This is a genomic window from Sphingobacterium multivorum, from assembly GCF_900457465.1.
Taxonomy (GTDB): Bacteria; Bacteroidota; Bacteroidia; order Sphingobacteriales; family Sphingobacteriaceae; genus Sphingobacterium; species Sphingobacterium multivorum.
Genome location: NZ_UAUU01000009.1, coordinates 673391 through 699718 on the forward strand (window position 1 = coordinate 673391; position 26328 = coordinate 699718).

18 protein-coding genes are annotated in these 26328 nt (G+C 39.5%); 8 read left to right on the top strand and 10 right to left on the bottom strand.

Annotated features, from left to right (window positions below):
• Positions 1-24: 24 nt before the first annotated feature.
• A complete protein-coding gene (locus DTA23_RS14445; RefSeq protein WP_046673057.1) occupies positions 25-756 on the top strand; it encodes an RDD family protein in 732 nt (243 codons plus the stop codon).
• A gap of 352 nt (positions 757-1108) precedes the next feature.
• Here DTA23_RS14445 and fabD read toward each other — a convergent pair whose 3' ends face one another.
• From fabD to DTA23_RS14460, 3 genes are all read right to left on the bottom strand, one after another.
• Positions 1109-1999, bottom strand: a complete 891-nt coding sequence (fabD, locus tag DTA23_RS14450; RefSeq protein WP_112375115.1) for an ACP S-malonyltransferase — start codon at positions 1997-1999, stop codon at positions 1109-1111.
• 217 nt (positions 2000-2216) lie between these two features.
• Entirely contained in the window at positions 2217-3446 is a 1230-nt protein-coding gene (locus DTA23_RS14455; RefSeq protein ID WP_070560942.1) for a M16 family metallopeptidase, read from the bottom strand.
• 230 nt (positions 3447-3676) lie between these two features.
• Positions 3677-6514, bottom strand: coding sequence for an outer membrane beta-barrel protein (locus DTA23_RS14460; RefSeq protein ID WP_112375116.1), 2838 nt, complete (start codon positions 6512-6514; stop codon positions 3677-3679).
• A gap of 269 nt (positions 6515-6783) precedes the next feature.
• Here DTA23_RS14460 and rnhB point away from each other — a divergent pair, with 269 nt between their 5' ends.
• A complete protein-coding gene (gene rnhB / locus DTA23_RS14465; protein ID WP_070560938.1) occupies positions 6784-7380 on the top strand; it encodes a ribonuclease HII in 597 nt (198 codons plus the stop codon).
• 27 nt (positions 7381-7407) lie between these two features.
• Here the strand turns inward: rnhB and DTA23_RS14470 are convergent, their stop codons facing one another.
• From DTA23_RS14470 to DTA23_RS14490, 6 genes are all read right to left on the bottom strand, one after another.
• The gene (locus DTA23_RS14470; protein WP_112375117.1) at positions 7408-9888 is read right to left on the bottom strand and encodes a YfhO family protein; all 2481 of its coding nucleotides are present in this window, start codon (positions 9886-9888) and stop codon (positions 7408-7410) included.
• Positions 9889-10288: 400 nt separating this feature from the next.
• Positions 10289-10609, bottom strand: coding sequence for a YbjQ family protein (locus DTA23_RS14475; protein WP_046673052.1), 321 nt, complete (start codon positions 10607-10609; stop codon positions 10289-10291).
• Positions 10610-10612: 3 nt separating this feature from the next.
• Positions 10613-11299, bottom strand: a complete 687-nt coding sequence (locus DTA23_RS14480; RefSeq protein WP_075990332.1) for a potassium channel family protein — start codon at positions 11297-11299, stop codon at positions 10613-10615.
• A 109-nt stretch (positions 11300-11408) separates the two neighbouring features.
• Complete coding sequence (locus tag DTA23_RS29215) at positions 11409-11618, bottom strand: potassium transporter TrkG (RefSeq protein ID WP_256603820.1); 210 nt, start codon at positions 11616-11618, stop codon at positions 11409-11411.
• Between the two features lie 13 nt (positions 11619-11631).
• Entirely contained in the window at positions 11632-13200 is a 1569-nt protein-coding gene (locus tag DTA23_RS14485) for a TrkH family potassium uptake protein (RefSeq protein ID WP_256603822.1), read from the bottom strand.
• A gap of 106 nt (positions 13201-13306) precedes the next feature.
• Complete coding sequence (locus DTA23_RS14490; RefSeq protein WP_174890604.1) at positions 13307-15202, bottom strand: AsmA family protein; 1896 nt, start codon at positions 15200-15202, stop codon at positions 13307-13309.
• Between the two features lie 95 nt (positions 15203-15297).
• On the opposite strand from DTA23_RS14490, the gene DTA23_RS27315 reads away from it, so the two are divergent.
• Entirely contained in the window at positions 15298-18747 is a 3450-nt protein-coding gene (locus DTA23_RS27315; RefSeq protein WP_174890605.1) for a tetratricopeptide repeat protein, read from the top strand.
• A 74-nt stretch (positions 18748-18821) separates the two neighbouring features.
• On the opposite strand, the gene rsgA is transcribed toward DTA23_RS27315, so the two are convergent.
• The gene (gene rsgA / locus DTA23_RS14500; RefSeq protein ID WP_070560929.1) at positions 18822-19742 is read right to left on the bottom strand and encodes a ribosome small subunit-dependent GTPase A; all 921 of its coding nucleotides are present in this window, start codon (positions 19740-19742) and stop codon (positions 18822-18824) included.
• 106 nt (positions 19743-19848) lie between these two features.
• Between rsgA and polA the strand changes: the two genes are divergently transcribed.
• The 5 genes from polA to DTA23_RS14525 all read left to right on the top strand — a co-directional run bounded on the left by polA (position 19849) and on the right by DTA23_RS14525 (position 26302).
• Positions 19849-22650, top strand: a complete 2802-nt coding sequence (polA, locus tag DTA23_RS14505) for a DNA polymerase I (protein ID WP_112375118.1) — start codon at positions 19849-19851, stop codon at positions 22648-22650.
• 4 nt (positions 22651-22654) lie between these two features.
• Entirely contained in the window at positions 22655-23785 is a 1131-nt protein-coding gene (locus DTA23_RS14510) for a toxin-antitoxin system YwqK family antitoxin (protein ID WP_070560926.1), read from the top strand.
• A 24-nt stretch (positions 23786-23809) separates the two neighbouring features.
• Complete coding sequence (locus tag DTA23_RS14515) at positions 23810-24463, top strand: phosphatidylserine decarboxylase family protein (protein WP_070560924.1); 654 nt, start codon at positions 23810-23812, stop codon at positions 24461-24463.
• 63 nt (positions 24464-24526) lie between these two features.
• Positions 24527-25564: a sensor histidine kinase gene (locus DTA23_RS14520; RefSeq protein WP_070560922.1), complete on the top strand. Its 1038-nt coding sequence runs from the start codon at positions 24527-24529 to the stop codon at positions 25562-25564.
• A gap of 90 nt (positions 25565-25654) precedes the next feature.
• Complete coding sequence (locus tag DTA23_RS14525) at positions 25655-26302, top strand: DUF47 domain-containing protein (RefSeq protein WP_046671637.1); 648 nt, start codon at positions 25655-25657, stop codon at positions 26300-26302.
• The last annotated feature ends 26 nt before the right edge of the window (positions 26303-26328 follow it).

Sequence of the window (26328 nt, forward strand, 5' to 3'; positions counted from 1 at the left end):
CTATTAAATTCAAATAATTTACATATGAATAAGCTTGAGATCAATACAGCACAAAATGTAAAAATCGAATATAATCTTGCCAGTCTTGGTTCAAGAATGATCGCTTTTGCAATAGATTATTTTATTATAGTCTGTTATTATTTCTTTTGCTTTTTCCTATTGGACAGTATAAATAGCACCAGCGGAGATCCTTATCTCTTTTATGGTATTATGATGGCATTGACGTTGCCCGCGTTTTTTTATACATTGATTACCGAAACTGCCTTTGGCGGTCAGACAGTAGGCAAGAAGATCATGAAAATAAAGGTCGTTAAACTTGACGGTTCGCGGGCCAACTTTTATCAATACTTGTCCAGATGGAGCCTATCTATCGTAGATATTTGGATGACGATGGGCGGTGTCGCCATTACTTCGATCGTTTTATCCAAAAATGGACAACGCATTGGAGATATTGCCGCGGAAACTTCGGTTATAAGCCTCAAACCTACTTTAAAATTGAGCGACACAATCTACGAAGAGACTTTTGACAATCATCCAATTTTATTTCCGCAGGTTATCAAATTGAGCGACAAGGATGCCAATTCGGTCAAAGAGATCTATCAAACAGCTTTTGACAGAAGAGATGTAGGAATTTTAACAGCTTTGGTACAGCGTCTTGAAGCGGTTATGGAAGTCAAACATCCTGAAAAAATGACTCCCAACGACTTCGTGCTGCAGGTCATGAAAGATCACTATAGTATGTTTAAGGACAAATAGTTTTTACGCTCCTAGTTGATTCTGCATTCTCTCGGTTAAAAAACGGATATCGATCGGAGCTCGTTCGGTGTTTCTTCGCTTGCAACCGAAGAAGTACCGAACGAGCACCGAAGAAGCACCGAAGAAGCACCGAGTAATCTCCGAAACTGATCGCTATGTCTTATCCATTTTTACAGGTTAATTCTTGAGGTAAAGTAAGAACCGTATTAGACCTTTTGTAAACATTTTTCAGGGATGGACAGGTAATTCTTGATGTGATTCCGATTTTTCGTTCATAAAAAATGCCCTCAAAAAGTTGGACACTTTTTGAGGGCACAGCAAAATAATTCCTTTTTTTATACTGAATATTTTGTTACGCGGTCACTGAAGCCGCAGAAGTCTGCACCTGACGGTCAACCTTCTTAACCAATCCCTGCAATACATTTCCTGGACCTACTTCTACAAAAGCTGTTGCACCATCGGCCAACATATTTTGTACTGTCTGCGTCCACCGTACAGCGCCAGTTAATTGCGCAATAAGATTTTCCTTGATAACCGCTGGATCTGTCTGTGGTTTGGCATCTATATTTTGATAAATCGGACAGCGAGGCGACAAAATGTTTACAGCTTCGATAGCCGCTTGCAATTCGACTTTGGCAGATTCCATCAATGGTGAGTGAAATGCTCCACCCACGTTTAATTTTAATGCTCTCTTAGCACCGGCCTCGGTCAGCAAAGCACAAGCTTTGTCCACACCTTCAATAGATCCCGAAATCACCAATTGTCCGGGACAGTTATAATTCGCTGCCACCACTACGTCATCAACTTTAGCACAGATCTCTTCCACTATAGCATCTTCCAGACCTAATATCGCAGCCATCGTTGAAGGCTGAAGCTCACATGCTTTTTGCATCGCGTTGGCGCGTTGTGCAACCAATTTCAAGCCATCTTCAAAGCTCAGTGCGCCCGCTGCTACCAAAGCCGAAAACTCACCCAATGAGTGACCTGCAACCATGTCCGGTTGAAAAGACTCTCCCAATGCTTTTGCCAAAATGACCGAATGCAAGAAAATAGCCGGTTGGGTTACGTTGGTTTGTTTCAACTCCTCGTCTGTACCGGAAAACATGACATCCGTGATGCGAAATCCTAAAATATCGTTAGCCTGTTCGAACAAAGCTTTCGTTTCATCATTTAAATTATACAGGTCTTGCCCCATTCCAACAAATTGGGCCCCTTGACCAGGAAATACATATGCTGTTTTCATCCCTTATATTTTTTATTCGTTTATTTGTCTGCTACAATAGGTATTGAATCTGCTTTCTGCAGTCAATGGTTGATGAGAACGAATTCCCGTAAGCGCAAACTTAGATAAATTGCTTTTTATATGCAATATAAATTCATTTCAGCCAGCTATATTCCCATCTTCGGCCGTTCGATCTCATATTGTTCATTTCCTCAGAAGGATCTATCGATCCTTAAATTCAGTCTTCGGGAACAAAACTTAGCGACAACATCTTCTTCGGGTCAAATACATCTTGCGCTATTTCCAGCAGCCCTGTATTAGTCAAGTCCTGAATTTTTTCAATTACTTCGTCCAATAAGATGACACGATCATAGTCCATCACGTTTTTCGCGGCAGAGATAATCATACTCATACGGTTCTCTTCGGTCAAAGCAATCTGACCAATAAATTTCTGCTTCGCCTTTTTTACTGCAGTTTCGGATAGCGGTTGCTCGGTTAGCTTCGCTAGTTCTTTAAAGACGAGTTTTTTAGCTTTTTCAACTTTTTCTTCATCGGTACCGAGGTAAATACTAAATAACCCTGTATCCGAAAAAATAGTATAATTAGATTCAATGGTATAGGCTATTCCATATTTCTCCCGAATAGAAAGATTCAGAATAGAACCCATTCCCATGCCGCCAAGCATATTGTTCAAAAGCAACAGCCCTGTCTTACGCTCATCACGATAACCGTAAGCCAAAGATCCAAGCATGTAATGAACCTGATTAATTGGTTTTGCAACTGCAAGATGCTGTTCAATAATTGGATTGACATCGTTTCTCATCCGCATAATTGTATTTGCTGGAACACCACCAAAGATCTTGTGCAACAATCGCTCAACTTCTTTTAGCGTATAATTACCTGTGATACCAATAACCATTTCATTTGTATCATAGTTTGCCTGCATAAAGTCGACGATATCGCCCTTTTGTAGTGCGAGAAGCTGATCTTCCAGTCCCAAAATATTGTGTCCTAAACCCGACCCCTGAAAAACCAGATCCTCAAAATCGTCTACAATAGACTCTTCTGGGCTATCCAGGTAAGACGCCATTTCATCTACAATGACAGATTTTTCTTTATCCAATTCTATATCGGGAAAAGTGGAATGAAAAAAGATATCTTCAAAAAGATCTAAGGCACGACTTAAATAAGGCTGAAGAATAGAGGCATGTACACAGGTATATTCCTTCGTTGTATAAGCATTCAAATCTCCGCCAACGGATTCCAAATGATTTATAATCTGTTGTGTCGAGCGTCTTTCTGTTCGTTTGAATAAAAGATGCTCAATAAAATGGGCTACACCATATTTTCCAGCAGACTCATCACGAGACCCCGCATTGATGACCATGCAGACATGTGTAACCGGTAAATTCTGATATTGAAATACTACGCGTATTCCGTTTGAAAGTCTAATAATTTCGTATTCCATGCAGTATAAACTAGCTGTAACTTCTTTAGTCTATCTATTTTGTGTGCCCGTTAGCCTTGACTATCTCCTCCAAAAAAATATACAATCGTACATTCTTTCGCCACTTTGCTCAATCTTCAAATCATAGGGCACATGAAGTGATCACAAAACTAGGCATTTTTAAACGCAAAACGGTCATAGCGAAATCACTATGACCGTTTTTATATCCTATAGCAATAAGATTATTCAAATTACATACGCGGTGGTCTCATTCCGCCTGGGAATCTGTTCTCGCCTTCAGGGTTCCCCATAGCGAATTTTTGGAACTTGTAAGTAAACAAAATCATAAAATATCGTCCCAAACGGTTGGTACGGCTATCTGTAATCATAGATTCGCTCACTGTCCGGGAAACATTCGTTTGCTGATTCAATAAGTCAAATGCTTGTAAACGTACTGTACCACGTTGTTGACTCAAGAACTTCTGCTCAAGGTACGTATTGATGACAAACGGGTTTGCATTGATACCGGCTCCATAACCACTATTGAATTGCTTCGATAGATCCGCTCCGAAAATTGTAGTTTTTGTGATGTTAACAGAGCCAATCAATGTGGGTGTCCAAGAAGAAACATTCGTCGTACGATTTGTCAATGAATTCTCCGTATGATTAAATTGGTAGCGTACTCCCGGATTGATTTCCAAATTCTCCGAAGGGTTGTATCTAAACATCAAACCTTGATTTAAAACAATATTCCGGGCAACGTTCTTTTGACCGATGTTATCATCTTTCTCCGTAGAAACATATCCAATATTTTTGTTGTAGGACACCCCGCCCATTAACATAATATTATATGTTTTTTCTTTCAATGACTTTCCGTAATGATAAAAAGAACTCACATTAAATGGTTTATCGCTTGTTTCATTCAAGTAGCGAGTTTCGGATACTAACGTAGAATTTGTTTGTCCAGTTTGATAGTCCATTAAATCATCAAAATAGCTTTTGCTCAAGCTCACAATCTTGTTGTTAGTCAAACCGGCATTAACGAACGCAAAGAAGTTATTTCCTTTTTGAAAATCATTTTTACGGAACCGCACATTCAATTGATGGCTAAATTCCGGATTCAGATTGGCGTTACCGATTACGATACTGGTCCGATTTGTACTCATATCAAAGGGCAAGATCTGCGTTACTGAAGGCTCATTCGGTGTTCCCGAATAATTGACAGAGATATTGGACTGTCTCGAAAATTTATACTCAAAACGTGCAATAGGCATCCAGTTCATATTGTTGCGATGAATTGGAACGACTAAGCCTGAACTGATCGCATCTCCTCTTAATTGGGAAGGTTGAGCTGCTGCTCCAATGGAATAGGTTATTTTATCGCCACTATACAAATAGTTCGCCCCTATTTTATGTGTTGTGAAGGAATAATCGTAATTGTAATCAAAATTCAACTTCGGGTCTTCTGCTATAAGGTTTCCATCGCGGTCAAATCCTTGTTGTTTGTTCGAATTATCATACTTATTTTTGTTGAAATCATAGGTAAACTCTACTTTTCCTTTCTCGGAAACAGGCTCAGTATAATTCACCGAGGCCCCTCCATTCCAACTTTTATTATTAGCTTCCAGAATCGTCTTTTCATAGATCGAGTCTAATGGAGCATTTGCATTGTTGGGATCCGCCAACAACCTATCTAGAATGGCATTCTGATCTTTCGTTGTTTTTGCATTATTGAAGTTCATGTTTACAAAAACATTCCTTCCTTTATCATTAAATTTATGATTGTATAAACCGCTAATCCCAAATCTCGGTGCAGTGGAATTGGCAACAATATCTTGCGCCTGAGAATTATTAAATACACTACTACGATACGTGAGCGAATTCGTACCTGTCGTTGCATCGCTCTTGTCGTAGCCAAACTGAGGCGATATTTTGATATAATCTTTCGTTGTAGGCTTCCATTCGACATTTGCTTCGAAACGATGGCTATCACCAACCGTGTTCGAATTGGATGTCACACTGTCCGTCTGCATTATATTAGGCAGTGTATTTTCCTGAAAACGTTGGGATAGTGTTGTATTGTTGCTATGGCTAAAACTATAGCTACCGTAAACAGTCAGTTTATCATTAAAGTCTTTGCGGTAATTCAGTCCTATGGAACCAATTTTTGTCAAACCGTCCGAGCCACCAAACATACCACCACCTCGGCGGCCGCCACCACCCTGGCCACGGCGGGCGCCACCACCTACAGTACTAAAATCGAATAAGGGGGCATTGGTATTGTTCAAATTCCCCAGCACCGAAATTTGTTCACCTTCACGCATCCCCATCCACATACCGGTAGCCTGATAGCGATCTTCTGTTCCCACGCCAGCCCGTAGGGTAGTCATATGCCCAGTATTGTATTTGGGATCTATCTGAATATTCAACACCTTTTCCGAATCACCGTTTTTATTGCCAGTGACATTGGCCATATCACCATAATCATCGATGACCTGCATCTTTTGGATAATATTTGCAGGTAAATTTTGGGTAGCTGTCTTTACATCTCCACCAAAAAAGTCCTTACCATTAATACGAACCCGCTTTACGGATTCACCTTGTGCTGTAACGTTACCATCTTTATCCACTTCGACTCCCTGTAACTTTTTCAACGCGTCTTCCGCAACGGCGCCATCGCGGAGCTTTAGATCTTTCATGGTATATTCCAGGGTATCACTTTTAACAACGACAGTAGGGACTCCATCAACCACAACTTCCTGCAGCATCTGTGAATTCTGTTGTAAAGTTAAACTTGGAATTATATATTTTGACTCGCCTTTAGGAATACTAAATTCCTTTTCAAAGCGCTCGAAGCCTAAGTTTGAAACGGTAATTTTAAAGGTATCGGATTTGATCTTATCAAAGATAAAAATCCCCGCCATATTGGATCCTGTAGTCATAGAATCCAACTTTGACGTCAGCTTAACCGTCGCCCCGGCAACAATTCGATTCTTGTCATCTTTCAAGATTCCCTGTACGCTCTTCGTCTGGCCATAAACAGTCCATCCCATCAGCATACTAAACAACAAAAGCATAAAGCCTCTCATAATATGTATTTTTATATTTCTATAATTGTTAAATCTTTGACACCAAAACTATTGCCCAAGTTTAATATTGAAACAATATGGCCCAGACCGGAACAACTTCTTATTTTGCTAATGAAAATTATTCCATCATATTAATAGTCTAGTGCTCTAAATCTTTACAAAAGAAGACATTATTAGTGTTAATTAATGTAAATGGCCAATATTCACACAGAAGTTACAATAAATAACTCCAAATTTATTTGTAATTTCGGCTATTTTAAGAATCGCATATGCTATTATCATATTATCAGGAGCAGTGGATTGAAGCCGGTTGTGACGAAGCTGGAAGGGGCTGTCTGGCAGGGCCCGTTTTCGCTGCAGCAGTGATTTTCCCAACAGACTATTACCACGATCTCCTTAACGACTCCAAACAACTTAGTGAGAAAAAAAGGATGATGTTGCGGCCAATTATCGAACGCGAAGCTCTCGCATTTGCAGTTGCCAGTGTTTCAGCCGAAGAAATAGATCGCATAAACATCCATAATGCAAGCTACTTAGCCATGCACAAGGCGCTTGATCTCTTAAAAACCAAAGCGGAGTATATCATCGTTGACGGAAATAAGTTTATTCCCTATCAACAAATTCCGCATACATGTATCGTCAAGGGGGATGGCAAGTATCTGTCGATCGCAGCTGCTTCAATTCTGGCCAAAACTTATCGGGATGAATATATGGACAACATTGCTGTGGATTATCCCCACTACGACTGGCTCAACAACAAAGGGTACCCAACAGTTAAACACAGAACAGCTGTATTGGCGCATGGGTCTACGCCACATCATAGAAAAAGCTTTAGAATAACTGATCCACAACTCAAATTATTCTAAAGCTCACACAATAAAAAGAAACAGCAGCTAAGCCGCTGTTTCTTTTTTATTCCCTTTAAAGGAGAAATATATCGCCGCGCCTATTCCCAATACAAGAACAATAGACGAGATTAAAGTCAATACATTACCCAATTTGTGCGACTCTGGATCAAAAACAAATTCTACCTTATGCGTTCCCGCAGGTAACTGCAGTGCTCTTAAGATATAATCCGCACGAATAATAGGCGTTTCCTTTCCATCCACATAAGCTTTCCACCCTTTATCGTAAAATACTTCAGAAAATACAGCAAAAGCGTCATTGGCAACTGTATATTCATATTGCATTTTATCGGGATGGTAGGAGGTCAACTTAATCTCCCCTGTCGTTGAAGCAGTCGATGTTTTAGCCTTAATCTCATTTTGATATTGTTGATTCACAAAGGCCTCCTTATGTGGGTCAAACGAACTGATTGCCTGCATTTCTTCGGCATTTCCTTTCACAAAACTTACCCGATCTACAAACCAAGCATTTCCTGCAGCTGTACTTCTTCTTACAATACGTTGTGACTGATTCTGAGGATCTGTCGTAATCAAATAACGTACGTTGAACATATCCAATACATCTTCGTTCAGGGCGCCATTAAATTGATTTTCCAAAATTTCCTGGAAACGCATTAATTTTGCTGCATGGTATCCGCCTAAGGATTTATGGAAGTAGGACGGACGGGCATCCGAAAACGGATCTGAAGTCAAGTCAAGTACGCGGTAGCTTGGATCTTTATCCATTAAGATCAATTGATCCACTTCACGTTGTTGGAATACTTGCTGTGCTGTAGCACCCTTCTCCATAAAAGATTTGTCATTCAAGAAGCGCTTATCTACACTCCATAAATCAAACAAGAATAAGACGAGCAAAGCCCCTAATAATACACCCTCGCTCAGTTTTTTCTTTAAAAAGACCCAAACAAATCCAGAGGTCAGCAGAACAATGAAAAAGGAACGGTAGGCATCTTTACTCGCGATATCTTTGCGATCCAGAACCAACTGGTTTGCCAACTCTGTCGCAAAGGCCTTATCTCCGATCTGATGCTCTAACATTTCTACCAAATTGCTATGCTCCGCATTTCCAAAATTCAAAAAGAGATCCGGCGTTACGGCAATCAACAGACAGACTCCACCGACACCAATAAAGGTATACAAGATTTTTTTATCTAAGTTTGGTATCTCCTTAGCACGTGTTAACAGTTCGTTTACTGCCATAATCGCCATCATTGGCACGGTAATGGAAACCACAACAAGAATAGATTCAACAGCCCTAAACTTATTGTACATGGGGAAATAGTCAAAGAACAGATCCGATACAAGAGTAAAGTTTTTTCCGAATGACAAAAGCAACGCTAAAATGGTTGTTGCCAAAATCCACCACTTGAAGCGATCCTTGACAATAACAAGCCCCAACACAAATAGGAAGAAAACTCCTGCCCCAAAATACCATGGCCCCGAAGTAAAACGTTTGTCGCCCCAATAGGTTGGCATGCCTTGCGCCATCTGGCCAGCTTGAATCTCCGACGCCCCTCCTCGTTCCATTAGGAACTTAGCGACATGTGATTTCTCGTCCAATTGTCCTCCAGTTGAACCACCATAGGCATTCGGAATTAAAAAGGTTATGGTCTCACCAATCCCTTGGCTCCACTCATAGGCATATTCTTTATCAAGCCCTTTCTCTTTAGCATTGTTGTTATCAACCTTCGTGATATTGGCATGTCCACGCGTGCTTAATTTACTATATTCCCAAGTCGGCAATAAAATAGATGCATTTACCATCAAAGCGATGACCACTGCGACAATCTGCCTTCCTGAAGCGATAAAAAAACCTTTTAATTGCTTTTGTTTAAGCGCATCGATGAACGTGAAAATCACGTATACCATGAGGACTATTAACAGATAATAGGTTGTCTGTAAGTGATTGACGCGAATTTCCAGCGAAAGGAACAACGCCAATAATACAGGCCCCCACAATTTACTTCCCCGATAACACATAATAACCGCAGCAATAACAGGCGGAATAAATGCGATTGCATTGGCCCTTGTTATATGCCCAGCTTCAATATAAATAAAATTATAGGATGTAAATGCAATGGCTATTGCGCCGACTGCGGCAAGCCAGGGTTTGATCCGTAAGACACTAAAAAGGAAATAAGCCCCCAACAAATAAAATAGCACCGTATCCATTGGGCTCGGAAAGGCGAACTTAACCGCTTTTAAGAAATAGGTACCAATGTTATTCTCATTTTCTTGCCAAATTTGATAAGTCGGCATTCCGCCAAACATAGAATTAGTCCATAAAGGCGCTTTACCATCCTTTGCCTTAAAATCAAATAATTCCTTCTGCGCCGCCTGCGCCTGTACCACATCCGACTGCGCCAGTGTTTTTCCTTGCCAAACAGGGGTAAAATAAAAAAATACGAGCGCAATAAATATCGCAATAACGATCAAATGTGCTGAATTCGCCTTAAACCAATTTTTCATCCGTATAAATTTGTCATTTTAAGGTGATGAATATATCTAATTTATTCAACTTACCAAATAATCGTTCATTCATAACTTGCTTTTCGTTGTATCTATGAACACATTATTCGCGGTTTGATAAATCTCGATGATTTCATTTACCTTCTTAGGTTGTTTAAAAGTCTTAAAAGCCAAACTTAGATAAATTTGTTTTTATATACAATTATAATTATCGCTCAGTGTCCTGTTAACAGCAGGGTATTAACTGTATTGACTCGGCAATCGATCGCTCTTCCTTTTAAATACATAAATAGAAGGTGTCTAGAAAAATCGGGGCAAGCCTTTGGGTACTCAATAGCTGAAATGTTGCCTTAGCGAGGGACACATAAAAAAGGGAGCAAAATTTTTTGCCCCCTTGTAATTAAGATCTCATTTTTACCGCCGTTCCCGTTGCACCCACCATCATCATTCCGCCCGTTCCTACCGTTTGAAAGTCTAGTCGCACCCCAACGACGGCATCAGCACCCAATGCGCGTGCACGGTCTTCAAGTTCACGCAACGCAGCTTCACGTGTTTCCTGGAATGCGCGTTCATAAGAATTGGATCTTCCGCCAAAAAAATCACGAAAGCCCGCCATCATATCCTTGATTGCGTTCGCTCCCAGAACCACTTCGGAAGAGACTATCCCCAAATAACGTTCAATTTGGTGCCCCTCAATAGTACCAGTTGTTGTCAATAACATATTTTATTCTCCTTTTTGAATTAACTTATTAATATTGGATAACTCCCCAAAAACAACCAAAATATCACCTTCTTCCATGATCGTTTCCGAGGCAGCAATTCCAGAAGCTTCCTTTTGTTCTTTGGTCACACCGTCCTTCTTCGTTTCTGTGATCTTCACAGTGGTCAACACGATAACCTTGTATAAATTGGTCAGGTTCGCTTCACGTAATGTCATGCCCACATAACGAGCAGGTACTTTAGTCTCCACAATGGAATATTTATCCGAAACCTTAAACGAATCGACAATATCAATATTGTCCAAGCGCATCGCCAATCGTTCAGCAGCTTCTTCTTCGGGCATAATATATTCATTGATTTCCATTGCTTCCAAAACAGTCTTTTGTAAATCTGAAACAATACGACCAATGATACGTTTAACCTTCAACTGTTTTAAAAGGGCTACGGTCATGAGCGAAGCTCCCTCATCCTCTCCAATTGCAACAATGACAGCATGGGCATCTTTAAGGGGTAATGACGATACCGCTTCTCGGTCGGTTGTATCTAGGCATACCGTGTGCGTTATCTTGTCCTTGAGTTGTTCAACGATACTGAGATTTCGGTCGGCACCAATCACCTCATGCCCGAGTTCAGTAAGATGTACCCCTAAAGAACGTCCAAAATGCCCCAATCCTAAAACAATATACTTCATATCTCAAACTAAAATAAATTTACCTTTATTTCCAAGCTATCTTTCAATTTATATGCTCATATTCCGCTGATAAAGCCATCAAATTTAGCCAAAACGGTCACTTGTCTGCTTAAAACAAGATCTTTTCTTCCGGAAATACAATATTTCTCCGGGTTGTATTTTTAATAAAAGCCACCAATAGCGTCAACATCCCAACACGTCCAACAAGCATTGTCAACGCAATAATTAATTTCCCCCCCATACTGAGCGAGGGTGTAATCCCCAAACTTAATCCACATGTTGTATAGGCTGATAGTGCTTCAAAGAGGAGTGCTTTCATACTCTTATCTGGATCAGTAAAAATGAGAACAAAAAAAACTGAATCCAACCACAAAAAACGACAATAAAATAATCGCAAAAGCCTTGTTAACAGATTCGCCGGCTATTCGCCTTTTAAAAATCTCTATATATTCTTTTCCTTTAGCCAGCGAAACAATATTCAACAGTGAAACAGCAACGGTAGTTACCTTTACTCCCCCACCAGTAGATCCGGGAGAGGCCCCGACCCACATCAGCAGCATGATCAAAAAAACAGTTGGTGGCCCAACAAAACTCAAATCAACACTATTGTAACCTGCCGAACGTGCGGCATTGGCCATAAAGAAGGAAGTCGCCCATTCCCCATCGATTCCCTTTTCAAGAGAAAGTGTATTCCCTCGCTCCAAGAAATAGAAAAACAAAGTGGCACCTACAATAATAATCGCATTACAGACCAGCACCAATTTAGAATTAAAGCTAAAGCTCCATGCTTTATGCTTATAGTTTTTCTTTGTGATCCATCGGTGATAATAAAGCAATATGGATTCTTTCATATAGGTGTAGAAATTCAATACTATTCCAAACCCCAGACCGCCCAGAATGAAAAGCGAGGACAATGCCAATTGGAACGGATAATTGAATTTATAGGCTTCATGGGTAATTCCTCCAGATAAGATCGAAAATCCAGCATTACAGAATGACGAAATGGAATGAAAGATCGAAAAGAAAACCATGCTCCCCAAATTTGGGAAATTAGCACTTTCCAAGGTACTAAAGATCAGTATCGCTCCAAGAAATTCAAACAGCAGCGTAATAAAGATCATGGTCAATAGGGTTTTAATGACGGAGGCTACTTTATTTTCACCTAAAATTTCACCAAACATCAATTGATTCTTAAATGAAAATCCGCCCGAAAAAAAATAACCAAAAAAACCTGTAAATGTCATAATACCTAATCCTCCAACCTGTATCAAGACGATGACCACAGTTTGTCCAAACATGCTAAAATTGGTTGAAATATCGGCAACCGACAAGCCAGTGATACAAACAGCGCTTGTTGCCATAAATAAGGCGTCCACAAAACTTAATGGAGCTTCTACCGTGGTCCGTGGCAACATCAAGAGTACCGTGCCAAGCAGGATAAGAGCGAGGAAACTGATGACAAATAATATGGTCGGATTAAAATAAAAATTATCAAAGAAAAGTGTGCTCTTCGACAGCTCCGCGATAAAAATTAGATAGATTCCGAGATAAACCCACTGTTCTCTTGAAAAAACAGCGAGTGCTCCAAACCCTGCAAAACGGGCAATAAGAATAAATACAAAGTAAATGAGAATAACCAAGCCCGAGTAATGCTCCACAGCAATTTTTTTGAGTGCGTAAATGGAGGATGACTCGCGGAGAGCAATCATGAAAAAGAGCACAAAGAATAGATAATGAATTGTTTTACCCAGCAATTTCCCTAGTGCAGGATCAGTAACATAGCCTACATTAAATATAACGATTGCAGCGCAAATCATGCTCACATAGAACATGATTTTGTCTACAAGCCCATTTTTATATTTGAAAACAAATCGGATAAAACTTAAAATCGAATCTATCATAATGTCTCAAACTAAGATAAATCTGTCAATAAATGCAAATCTATCTCCGTTGTGTTTTTTGGCGCGCCGACTTAACCAAGGCAACCTTTTCACGTGAAACGGATCTTTAATTTCCCGCCCCTTCTTTCTCGAGTTCCTTTTCAGCCTTTTCACGGTCACGCTTCCTTTTCTCTTCAATCTTTGCCGCCTCTTTGGCCTCATCTTCTTTTTCTTCCTTCAGCAACTCCTCAGGCGTTTTGTGCTTCTTAAATATACTTGAAATCATTTTCTTGGCCTTGCTGATTCCCCCAACGACTTTTTCAACTTTTCCAGCTGTGTTCATTAATTTAGCTTCCCGTTCTGGACCAATGCCGACACATTGCTTAATTCCAACCAACAAAGTCTGCCACATCGCTTTAAAAAATGGATGATTGGGGTCCCTGCGCTTATTGATATGCCCTACCGTATATTTCCCGTATAAATCCGGATTGCTCGGATTAAACAACACCTGATTAATCATAAAAGACAGCAGCCCCTTTTTTTCTCGACGACCATCATCACCTGGCTCCGACAGGATATTAACTTTGAGATCATCATAATCCATTTTAAAGGTTCCTTTACTACGGTAATCGTTGGCCCATATGTCAAATGTAATCTGACTGAGATTGCCCGATTTAACCTCAACATTTAACAATGGCCGGATCATTTTATTAACGACTGTTAGATCCATTTTCCCAAGTGTGCCCTTGTAGGTATAGGCCCCAACTTTAGAGGTCATATCAAAAACGAAGTTGGTAGAAAGCTTGCCTGCATTCATAAAATTGCTGCTCAAATTTGCACGCATGAGCTTCTGCTTAAGCAATTTTGCCGAATCATTTGTCACATTCAATATCGTACCATACGTGTGATCAAAAGTAATGGTACCGATTTGACTATACTCATCACTCATTTCAGCATACGTAATTCCTATATTATCTAAAATCAATGAATCAATTCCCAAGCGTGTCGACATCTGCATTAATTTCATGTGCGGAGCATTTCCAATCTGACTGGTGGGTGGGCTTTTATAATGTTTATCACTATAAATCGAAAGAGAACCATTTTTTAAGCGTGCATTTTGTGCATATATTTTCTTATCACGGGAAAGCTCGGCAAAATTGAATCCCGTCAAAAGCAGGGTATCCATTTTCAGCACCATATAGCTTCCACCTTCACCTTTCTTTCGGTAATATGCAGCCTTATTCAGCGTCGGCTGATAAGCAACTTTAGTCAACAGGACATTGCGATTTTTACTATTGATTTTCAACTGATCAAAGTTTATCTTATAAAACCCGTCTGGAGTTTTATAGGTAAAACCAGGCACCTCAATATCAATCATTTTCGTATGATAAAAGCGCTGTTTGTCATGCTCAGAAGTCGAATCGATTAAAACGTCATCTATACGAACCTTGACCTTCTTGACTTCGAAATCTTGATAAACCCCTTTTTGGACCTGCGTATATTTAAAATCGATATCATTCAAATTGACAGCCCGAACCTGAATTTTTTTCAGATTATCCTTTATCTTTTCATACAATGGTTTTTTAGGTCCCCTACTCACCGTATCGTTATAACGGTGTACCTCATTGATGACATGAATCGTTGGTGTTTCGACGGTGATATCATTCAAAAAAAGTTCCTTTTCCATCAATACCCTTCGGATACCAAAGCTTTTTATTTTCAGCCTATTGATGGAAATTTCAAAGCGGTTATCTGGTGCTTTTTTGACCAACTCCAACTTTTTATATACGGAACTGTCTGAGACGAGCTGCAGATTGTCTATTGTTATATTGCCTAATAATAGGTTGACGTGGATATCGTCGTATGTAATAGTATACAAATTGTCCGTTGCTTGAGACACCAGCTGCTTGATTTTAGTATCTAAAAGGGGCTTCCACTTATTGCTAAAATACCAAATACCACCACCCAACGCCAGTAGGATAAACGCTACAATACCAAGAATCCATTTGAAAATAGGCTTCATAAAGTCACAATCTCTTTGTAATTTCGTCTTTATTTTATTGAATAACAAACAAAATTAAGCCCATTTTGTTTGAATTATGACTAAATAAGGTGAATATGCTGCGTAAAACACAACTATTTTTATTTTTTGTACCGCTATCTCTACTTTTTTTAGTTTCCTGCACCAAAACAAAGCATGAAACGGGCTTCTATTTTTGGAAGACCGTATTTCAGGTAGATACCGCAGAAAGCCGATCCTTAAAAGAAATTGACGCGAAATCTATCTATGTCCGCATCATGGATATTGATTTCGATCCATCTGGTGTACAAGCCATTCCTATTAGTCCCATTACGTTTACGCAACCTATACCCAAAGAACAGCAATTGATTCCTGTAGTATTTGTCAACCAACGTGTTTTTGCAGAGATGGATAGCCTGCAGATCAGGGGATTGGCAAATAAGATTGTTCCGTTTGTGACGGCTAAAATACAACAAGCCGGAAAAGAAAAATTTACCGAACTCCAACTGGACTGCGATTGGACAAAGACATCCCGTGATAAATTTTTCTATCTGCTCAGCTATTTGCAGCAATTACCGGCATTAAAAGATGTTATCGTGAGCGCTACGCTGCGGCTCCACCAAGTCAAAAATACGGTTACCAGCGGAATTCCGCCTGTGAAAAAAGCCATGTTGATGTGTTACAATATGGGGAATCTCAGACAATTTGGCAATCAGAACTCCATTTTAAATCAACAGGACCTCAAGACTTACCTAAGCGGAACATTACGCAATTATCCGATGGAAATGGATATTGCATTACCGCTATTTAAGTGGTTTGTCGTTTTCAGAAATAATAATTACATCGGTATTTCAAAGCATATCAACGAAGAGGATATCAAAGACTCCGCCTTATTTACCCATAACCCCAATACGAACCTCTATATTTTAACAAAGGATCTCCCAAAAGCAAACCTTAAAAAGGGAGATGTTATACGTTTTGAATCCATCAATCAGGGTGAGCTCCTACAAACGGCAAAATTTTTGAAGGGAGAGCTGAAAGGAAAAGAACACCGGATTATTTTTTATCATTTAGATCAAGCTACACTAGCAAACCATGGCAATGCCGAATTACAAAAATTATTGCTGCTTTCTAGCACTACATTAGCTTTCTTCTTTGGAGAGATTGCAACCAATATCGCCTGTGGTCCTGAAGTGGATCCTTACGACAATCAAACGACATATTATCTCCCCAATCTGGAGGACAATGGATTTTCTGCCTTTCAATTCATCCCCTACCAATTTCTTTATACGGAGGAAGCACCAGCCAAAGAAAGTTTAATTAATGCCGAAACTTGGGTGAAGCACCTCGGTTCACAGGTCAAGGTTAAGGATGTCGAGCAATTGATGTACAACAGCAACGCTGCAACCGCTAATTTAGCCAGCAATCAACAAAAATCGGCTTGGACCAGCCTGCCAGATTCCATTAAAGGAAATACGTTCTTAAGCACATTGATTGACGGAAAACATGAAGCTGAACGTGCTTATTTTATGTTCACCAAAAAGCAGGAACCCATTACGAATATTCAACATAACTATTGGGATCCGGATACCCGAAATTTCAAAGAAATCACACAATTAGCTGAACTCGCCGAACAGCAGATCTCCAAGTACCCCAAAAATAGCTTTCTCTATATCCGTTATGCATATCAAGCCGCCCGCTTATATCTATTTGGGAAGGAATACGCCAAGAGCATGACGATTTATGAAAAGTACCTGCAATCTGCTAAGGGAGACGAAGCTATCCTCAATTGGGCACTATCCAACTATGCGGGGGCTGTCCGCAAAAATGGTGATCCTGCAAGGGCAGCTTATCTCTTTTCCAAATTATTCACCGCCAGTCCGGAAAGACGCATCCTCGCGTATGCTAATTTCCATTATATTACAGCCAGCGATGCCGAGATATTTCAATATGCAAAAAATGATGCCGATAGATTCAACATCAATGCGATCATTGGCTTCGGGACAAGTGACTATGCCCTGAAATATCTGATCGACTGCTATCAGCTCGATCCTGCCAATACCGTCAATGCGGTACTATTAGGACGCGAAGTCAATAAGATAGAAACAGAAATGAACGAGTCTTTTTACCTCAGTAGCGATAATTATAATTACTACAGTAAAAATGACGATAAAGGAAAGGTTAAACTACATCTGGATTCGCTCCGCAATTTTGCGCTAAAACTTTATCGCGACAAAAAATATGTTCAACCCCAATTGGGCCTTATTACTGCTGCCTACCTAAGTTGGATGAATAAGGAAAATGCTTTAGCAAAAGAATACCTTGCTGGAATAAAAGAGACTGACCTCAGTCCAAAATTGATTGATCAGCTTCAAATTACCCGATTGCTCACACAATTGACGGACTGGCAAAGCAGTAAGCAGCTGGATGAAGTTCAATTGACCAAAACCTTATCGTGGTTAGAAGAAAAAGCAAAACTAGATGGTAAAGAAGATATCCGCAAACAAAACTGGGGTTATAGTGCTTTTGAATACAGCAACTATAGTTTAATCTGCCGGAACATTTTACAAAATCTTGTTGTAAAACACTATTTGAACACACAAGACACCGCTATGGCTAGTTTAGCTGCTGTAAAGGCAGATGCTTTTTACAACTATGGCTTTGTGAAAGACTCATTGGAAGATAATATGCAGTGGACAACAATGCACTTTTGGGAAAATAGCCTTACACCTAAAACGCTGTTAAAAATAAGGAATTTATTGTCGGACAATTCCCAACAGAACACCCTGTCTAAATTCTTATTGAAAGATATCAAACATTTTAATAGGGATTATCTCACCGAATTACTGGGTACAACTTATTTGCGCGAACTGGATTTCCAAAAAGCAGCAAAAACATTAGCAGCACTTCCTAAAGACCATAAAATAAACGAAATTAAAAACTGGTATAGCACGGATGAAGATGACATCAAACCCAACCCCTTTATTGTGACGATAAATGACTATCCAAAAAAATACGGAAAGGAAAATACAACCAAACTAAAATATGCTGAACGGATGGCGCGGTTGGAAAATGCGATAAAAACGGAAAAAGACAATCAGAAAAAAGCGGAATATTACTTTCAAATGGCTACAGGTATCTATCAGACAAGTACCTACGGCAATGCATGGTCCATCGTATCCTACGATTGGTCATCGACAGATAACCATGCTCCCTCAACACTCCATTGGCAACGAAACTACCTACAGACTAAATCGGCAAAGGAATGGTATAGCAAAGCGCGCGCGCTCAGTTCCAATAAAGAATTCAAGGCTAAATGCACTTTTATGCTGGCCAAAAGCGAACAAAAGGATTTTGTTTATACCAATGAATCGCGTTGGCAGTATTATGATTCACCTTTGAAAAATCCTTTTTATCGCTTTTCAATGCAAAATAGGTACTTCAAAGAATTGAGCACACAATATAAAGATACCCCATTCTTTACCATCGCGTCAAAAGAGTGTACCTATCTTCGCGACTTTTTAAACTTGACACAAGCGATACAATAAGGGCTGCCGCCTACCTTGCTTTATAAAAATATAGCGCCTTCCTGATGTAGGAAGGCGCTATATTTTTATAAAGATTAAGATCTACTATCTTCATTATGATATATACTGAGGTAGCTATCATAGCGGGAACTCTCAATATCGCCTTCTTCCACAGCTTCCATAATGACACAACCGGGTTCATTGATATGCCTGCAATTATGAAATCGACATTGATTCATCAACGCGCGCATCTCTGGAAAAAAATGGGATAGCTCCTGTTTTTCTATATCGACAATTCCCAACTCACGAATACCAGGCGTATCAATTAACTTCCCTCCAAAAGGAAGATCAAACATTTCAGCAAAAGTAGTTGTATGCTTTCCTTTGTCAGACCAATCGGAGATTTCACCAGTTTTCAACCCGTATTCAGGAACGATTGCATTGATCAACGTTGATTTGCCAACCCCAGAATGACCTGATACCAAGGTTATTTTATCTTTAAGCAGTTGCTTGACAACGTCGATATTGGTACCGGTTAACGCAGAAACCTCGAAACAGGGGTAGCCAATATGTTCATAAATAGCTTTATAGTCTGCCAATATCTCCAACCCCTCATCACTAAAAAGATCCAATTTATTGAAAATAATTACGGCAGGAATTCCGTAAGCCTCCGTTGTTACTAGAAAGCGATCGATAAAACCTAAAGATGTTGGCGGCGAGGCAAGTGTCACCACTAAAAAAGCTTGATCCAGGTTTGCTCCGATAATTTGAGTTTGCTTAGACAAATTGACGGATTTTCGAATGATATAATTTCGACGAGGTTCCAGTTCGTGAATGACCGCACTTTCCTGATCAGGTTCCACATCAAAATGTACCCAATCCCCCACAGCAACAGGATTAGTCGTTTTTATTCCTTTAGTACGAAACTTTCCTTTAATACGACAATCGTATCTTTTATCATCTTCGCCCAAAACTTGATACCAACTCCCTGTCGATTTAGTTACCAGTCCTCTCATAAATCCTGTTGCATTAAATGTGTCATAGTACAAAAATCGGAAAAATTTATTAAACTTACCCTTTGATGAATTTCTTACCTTTGTAAGGAGACTAAAATTCAATTTTGTGAAAAAACTATTTCTTCTAGATGGAATGGCTCTTATATATAGAGCTTATTTTGCATTGAGCAAAACTCCCCGAATTACCTCAACAGGGTTAAATACGGGAGCAATCATGGGATTTACCAATACCCTATTGGATGTATTGAAAAATCAGCAACCTTCCCACATAGCAGTAGTGTTCGACACGGCGGCACCTACCGCACGACATATTGAATTTGAAGCTTATAAAGCACATCGCGAATCTATGCCAGAGGACCTTGCGGCCTCTATCCCCTATATCAATCGCTTAATTGAGGGCTTCAATATTCCGATCATCACCATGGATGGATACGAGGCCGACGATATTATCGGTACGCTGGCAAAAAAGGCTGAAAAGCAAGATTTTCAGGTCTATTGCATGACACCGGATAAAGATTTCGGGCAACTCGTGTCTGAAAATATCTTTATCTATAAACCTGCACGCATGGGTAATGGAGCAGAAGTACAAGGTGTCAAAGAGATTCTTGAAAAATGGGAAATTTCTGACGTTTGCCAGGTCATCGATATCCTTGGTCTTTGGGGCGATGCCGTGGACAATATCCCTGGTATACCTGGAATTGGAGAAAAAACAGCGAAAAAACTTGTTCAGGAATACGGATCTGTCGAAGGCATTATCGCTAACGCGGATCAGCTTAAAGGAAAAATGCGCGAGAACGTGGAGAATTTTGCAGAACAAGGGCTTATCTCCAAAAAATTAGCCACTATTTTATTGGATGTACCCATTGAACTTGATGAAAAATCGCTAGAACTGGAAGACCCAAACAAAGAAATCCTTGAACCACTATTTGCAGAATTGGAATTCCGAACACTTGGAAAACGAGTTTTCGGCGATGAATTCTCCGTACTTGACAAGAGCATTCCTACAAATGGGCAAATGGATTTATTTTCGACAACAACGACGACAATTACCACGACCGAAATTGTCACTGAAATCAGTGTCGAAAATGTCGCAATAAATAATATACATAATACAACACATGAGTATGTTTTGGCCGACACAGCGGAAAAACAAGTAGCGCTAGCCGAACAGCTTGCGTCTTTAGATAGTTTTTGTTTCGACACAGAAACAACAGGATTGGATGCAAACCTTGCCGATATTGTGGGCTTATCATTTTCTTTTGAAAACGCTAAAGCGTATTATGTCCCAACACCTGCCGATCGTGAGGGTGCTCAAGCTATAGTCGATATTTTCAAGCCAGTTCTAGAAAACCCAAACATCGAGAAAATAGGACAAAACATCAAATACGATATTTTGTTATTAGCACGCTATGGTGTAAAGGTACAAGGTTCCCTTTTTGACACCATGCTTGCACATTATCTAATTGATCCAGATACCCGCCACGGGATGGATGTACTTGCAGAAAATTACCTGAATTACAGCCCGGTATCAATCACCGAACTTATCGGTGAAAAGGGAAAGAAGCAAGGGAATATGCGCGACGTTGAAGTCGAAAAAGTAAAAGAATATGCTGCTGAAGATGCAGACATTACCCTACAGCTAAAAAATGTGTTTCAACCCCTTCTTGTCGAGACCAACACCATGCAGCTCGCTCAGGATGTCGAATTCCCATTAGTCTATATACTCGCTGAAATTGAACGAAACGGTGTAAAAATAGATGTTCCGGCACTTGAAGAGTTTTCAAAAACACTGGATCAGGACATTAAAAATCTCGAGGAATCCATCTTTGAGAAAGCGGGCGTAAATTTCAATATCGCCTCCCCTAAGCAATTGGGAGAAGTCTTATTCGATAAACTGCAACTGGATCCTAAAGCTAAAAAAACAAAAACAGGACAATATAAAACAGGTGAAGATGTATTATTGGCATTGGCCCATAAATCAGATATCGTCCAAGATATCTTGAACTTTAGGCAGATGCAAAAACTCAAATCTACCTATGTTGATGCGCTACCTGAATTGATAAACCCCGAAACAGGGCTCATTCATACGTCATATAATCAAGCGGTTGCCGCAACAGGCCGTCTGAGCTCAACTAATCCGAACTTGCAAAATATCCCGATCCGTACCGAACGGGGAAGAGAAGTCAGAAAAGCCTTTATCCCAAGATCTGAAAACAACGTGATCCTCTCAGCCGATTATTCACAGATTGAACTCCGCCTGATTGCCGAACTCAGTAAAGATCAGAATATGATGGAAGCATTTAGTCAAGGTCACGATATCCACCGGGCAACAGCCGCGAAAGTCTATAATGTGGATTTTGATGCCGTTACTTCTGAACAACGTCGCAACGCGAAAGCAGTTAACTTTGGCATTATCTATGGCCAGTCGGCCTTCGGCCTTTCCCAAAACCTTGGCATATCTCGTAAAGAAGCATCCGATATCATCAATGAATATTTTAACCAATATACAGGAATAAAAAAATACATGAGTGATGCCGTCGAGTCTGCAAAAGAGAAGGGTTACGTTGAAACAATTTTAAAACGAAGACGTTATTTGAGAGATATCAATTCTGCAAACATGACCGTTCGCGGATTCGCTGAAAGAAACGCAATTAATGCTCCGATCCAAGGATCGGCAGCAGATTTGATCAAACTTGCCATGATCGCGATTCAGAAGGAAATTGAACAGCGAGGTTTAACAGGTAAAATGATCATGCAGGTGCATGATGAATTGGTTTTTGACGTACCTAAAGACGAGATCGAGGTATTCAAAAAAATTATTTTGGACAAAATGTCCAATGCTATAAAAACAAGTGTTCCTTTGATCGTAGAAATTGGAGAAGGCAAAAATTGGCTAGAAGCACACTAAAGTTATGATAAAAAAATTCATCCATATCTTATTATTATTGTCTGTGTGCAGCTTTACAAACCTGTATGCACAGGATGAAAAACCTGTATTCTATGAAAAATTAGACCAGGGATTGATTCGTTTTTATTTTGACAAATATTATTATTTGGTTTCAAAAGAGTGCGAGTTTAAAACGATTGAACGTGTGAGCAAATTTGATTTTGCAAAGCAAGTCTTTGACGGAGAGTTTCGCGATTTTGCGCCAAATGGAGCGAGAATACTCATTGGCTCCTATAAAGATGGCAAAAAAGAAGGCGTATTTCAAGCCTTCCATCCAAATGGAGTGCTGAAATGGGAAGTAAATTTCCAGAATAACCATCCGATCGGTGATTGGAAATATTACTATCCGGACGGAAAACCACTATTGACCATAACTTATAGTGAACAAGGCTACTTTATAAAAGATTACTGGGACAACAGGGGCAAACAGGAAGTAATAAATGGCGAAGGCAATTATGAATTTTCTATTCCGTTTGAAGGATTTACTGAATTTGGGTTTGATTTCTATCTACGCAAAGGAAAGGTAAAAAGCGGCAGGCCACAGGGAAACTGGAATACATATTTCTACAATGTGGGTCAGCAACCCGTTTATGCTATGACACAACGCTTTGCAAATGGTGTACTCACAATGACATATGACGACAATGGCGACCTAAATAATGAGGATTTCATGTCGCTAAGCATCCTCCCTTATGACTATTTTATACGAGCGGAACTATTTAACGGTAAGTCTTGCAGCTTTGATGATTATTCCAATTTTTATGCTTTCTTAACTAAACGTTTTAATGACAATCTCAATAAAACCGGACTAGATATCACCAAGCAGGTTAATTTTTCTTACCTCGTGGAAGTAAAGAAAACCGGAATGGCTAATCTAAAAAGTCTCAAGTTAACATCAGATTCCGGAAACGAATCTTTCGATGGCATTTTGAGCCGTATTGCTAGAAGTATTGACTTCTATTTCCCTACGTATAAAGACAACCAGCCTCAAGACGACCTCATCAGAGTGTCTGGTGGGATCACACAGGGTAACGATGGAAAAATCTATACCCATTCAATTAAAATCGAAAGACAAATAGACAATTCGAGTAAATAATTATCTTTGCAGAAATAAATAGATATGAAATTTCATAAAGAAGGATACACCACATTAGCGATCGCTGTACTTTTTATCTTCATTATCAATGCCGTTGCGGATTATTATGACGCTCCGCAATATGCCAAATGGTTTATTTATGCGCTATCAGCATTCCTATTCATTACAGTTGTCCAGTTTTTCAGAAGTCCCAAAAAAGTGGTCAACCCGCAGGATGACGTGATTCTTTGTCCAGCGGATGGAAAAGTTGTTGTTATCGAAGAAACTGAGGAAAATGAGTATTTCCATGATAAGCGTATACAGGTATCTATATTTATGTCTCCTGTCAATGTGCATGTCAACAGAAACCCAATCAGTGGTTTAGTCACGTTCTTTAAATACCATCCCGGTAAGTTTCTGGTGGCTTGGCACCCCAAATCATCTACAGATAACGAAAGAACAACAGTCGTTGTCAAAGATAAGGCTGGTCGGGAGGTTCTTTTCCGCCAAATAGCAGGAGCCTTAGCGCGCCGCATTGTATGGTATGTAAAAGAAAAAGACGAAGTCGTGCAAGGCAATGAGTTTGGTTTTATCAAATTCGGTTCCCGCGTAGATTTATTTCTTCCTTTAGGCACTGAAATCAATGTTAACATTGGTGACAAGGTTACTGGAGCAAAAACGATTATCGGAAAATTTTAACAATTTATTAATATCATTATAAGTAACTTAGGCTCCAAATCAGGGGCCTTTTTTATTCTGCAAATGAACTTTAAACAATTACTACTGGCAAACTCCGCAGCTGTCGGCATTGCAATATCTACGATCAGCTTTTATTATAAACATGACCTACAGACAGCGCTGATCATTTTCTTTGTTGCTGTGGTAACGAGTTTCCTTCTATTTAACTATCTATTTGAAAAATATATATATCGTAGACTCAATACGATGTATAAATTAATTCATAACCTTAAACTCGGTAAGGATCTTAAAGATGCTATCGGAGAACATGTCAGTGAGGATCCTATCACAGATGCTGAGAACGAAGTCAAAGCATGGGCAAAAGATAAAAAAAATGAGATAGAGCAGTTAAAATCACAGGAGAAATTCCGAAGAGAGTTTTTATCCAACATTTCTCATGAATTCAAGACGCCTTTATTTGCCACCCAAGGTTACATTGAGACCCTGCAAGATGGCCTGATGGAAGAAGACATGGAAATGGCCAAGAATTTCTTAGATAAGGCTGCCCGGAATCTAGACCGGCTAAATTACCTGATTCAGGATCTTGATGAAATATCCAAACTAGAATCCGGAAAAATGGTCCTGAATATAGAAAAATTCGATATCGTCGACCTCATTAAAGACACCACCTACTCTCTTGAAGACAAAGCTAAACAACACAATATCAAAATAGAATTCAAACCCAAAGTGGGTACACCCCATTGGGTTAAAGCTGACCGAAATAAAATTCATCAGGTATTATACAACCTGATAGATAATTCCCTAAAGTATGGAAAAGAGGGCGGGACAACGAAAATTAAGATTTTCCCACTGTTTGAACAGGTTCTTATCGAAATTACAGACGACGGTTATGGCATCGAAGAAAAAAATCTGAGCCGTGTATTCGAGCGCTTTTTTCGAACTGATAAGAGCCGATCACGCGATATTGGAGGATCAGGATTAGGATTGGCTATCGTAAAGCACATTGTCGAAGCACATCAGCAAAACGTAAATGTGCGTAGTACAGAGGGCATTGGAACAACATTCGGCTTTACTTTACAAAAAGTTCAGTCCGGTAATTAAACAATTGATGACACTTTTGTGTTTAAACAAAATCAATGTTAACATTAACTTAACATTAAGGTATTATTTTTGCAAAAATAAATTTAAGATATGTCTTTAAATAGCATTTTTCAATACTTCGTTCCAAAGGATAAAAAATTCTTCCCTTTGTTTGAACAAGCCGGCAACAACTTGATCGAGATGTCAAAGTTGTTAAAAGATATTGTTAACTCAAGCAACCCTGAAAAGAAAAAGGAATTAACACGCAAAGTGGAAGATTTGGAACATAGAGGCGACAACATCACGCATCAAATTCATTTGGAGCTGGGAAAGAACTTTATCACTCCTTTTGACCGCGAAGATATACACTCTTTGGCAAGCTCATTGGACGATGTCGCAGATTTTATCCATGGAGCCGCCAATAGAATGGACCTTTACAAGGTTGAAAAGGCCACCGAGCCAATGATTGAAATTGCTGACTTACTAGTCGAAGCTACAGAACATGTATCAAAAGCTATTCATGAGCTTAGAGATTTGAAAAATATCCGCAATATTACGGATTCATGTGTTCGCATCAATAGCGTAGAAAACAAAGCGGATTATATTTTCGATAAAGCTGTAGCTGACCTTTTTGAATTTGAAAAAGATGCAATTTCATTAATTAAACACAAGGAAGTGTTATCTGCAATGGAAGATGCAACCGATAAATGTGAGGATGTTGCTAACGTATTAGAAAGCATTCTGGTTAAAAACGCATAATCATTCGATTTAAGTGCACAAAAATT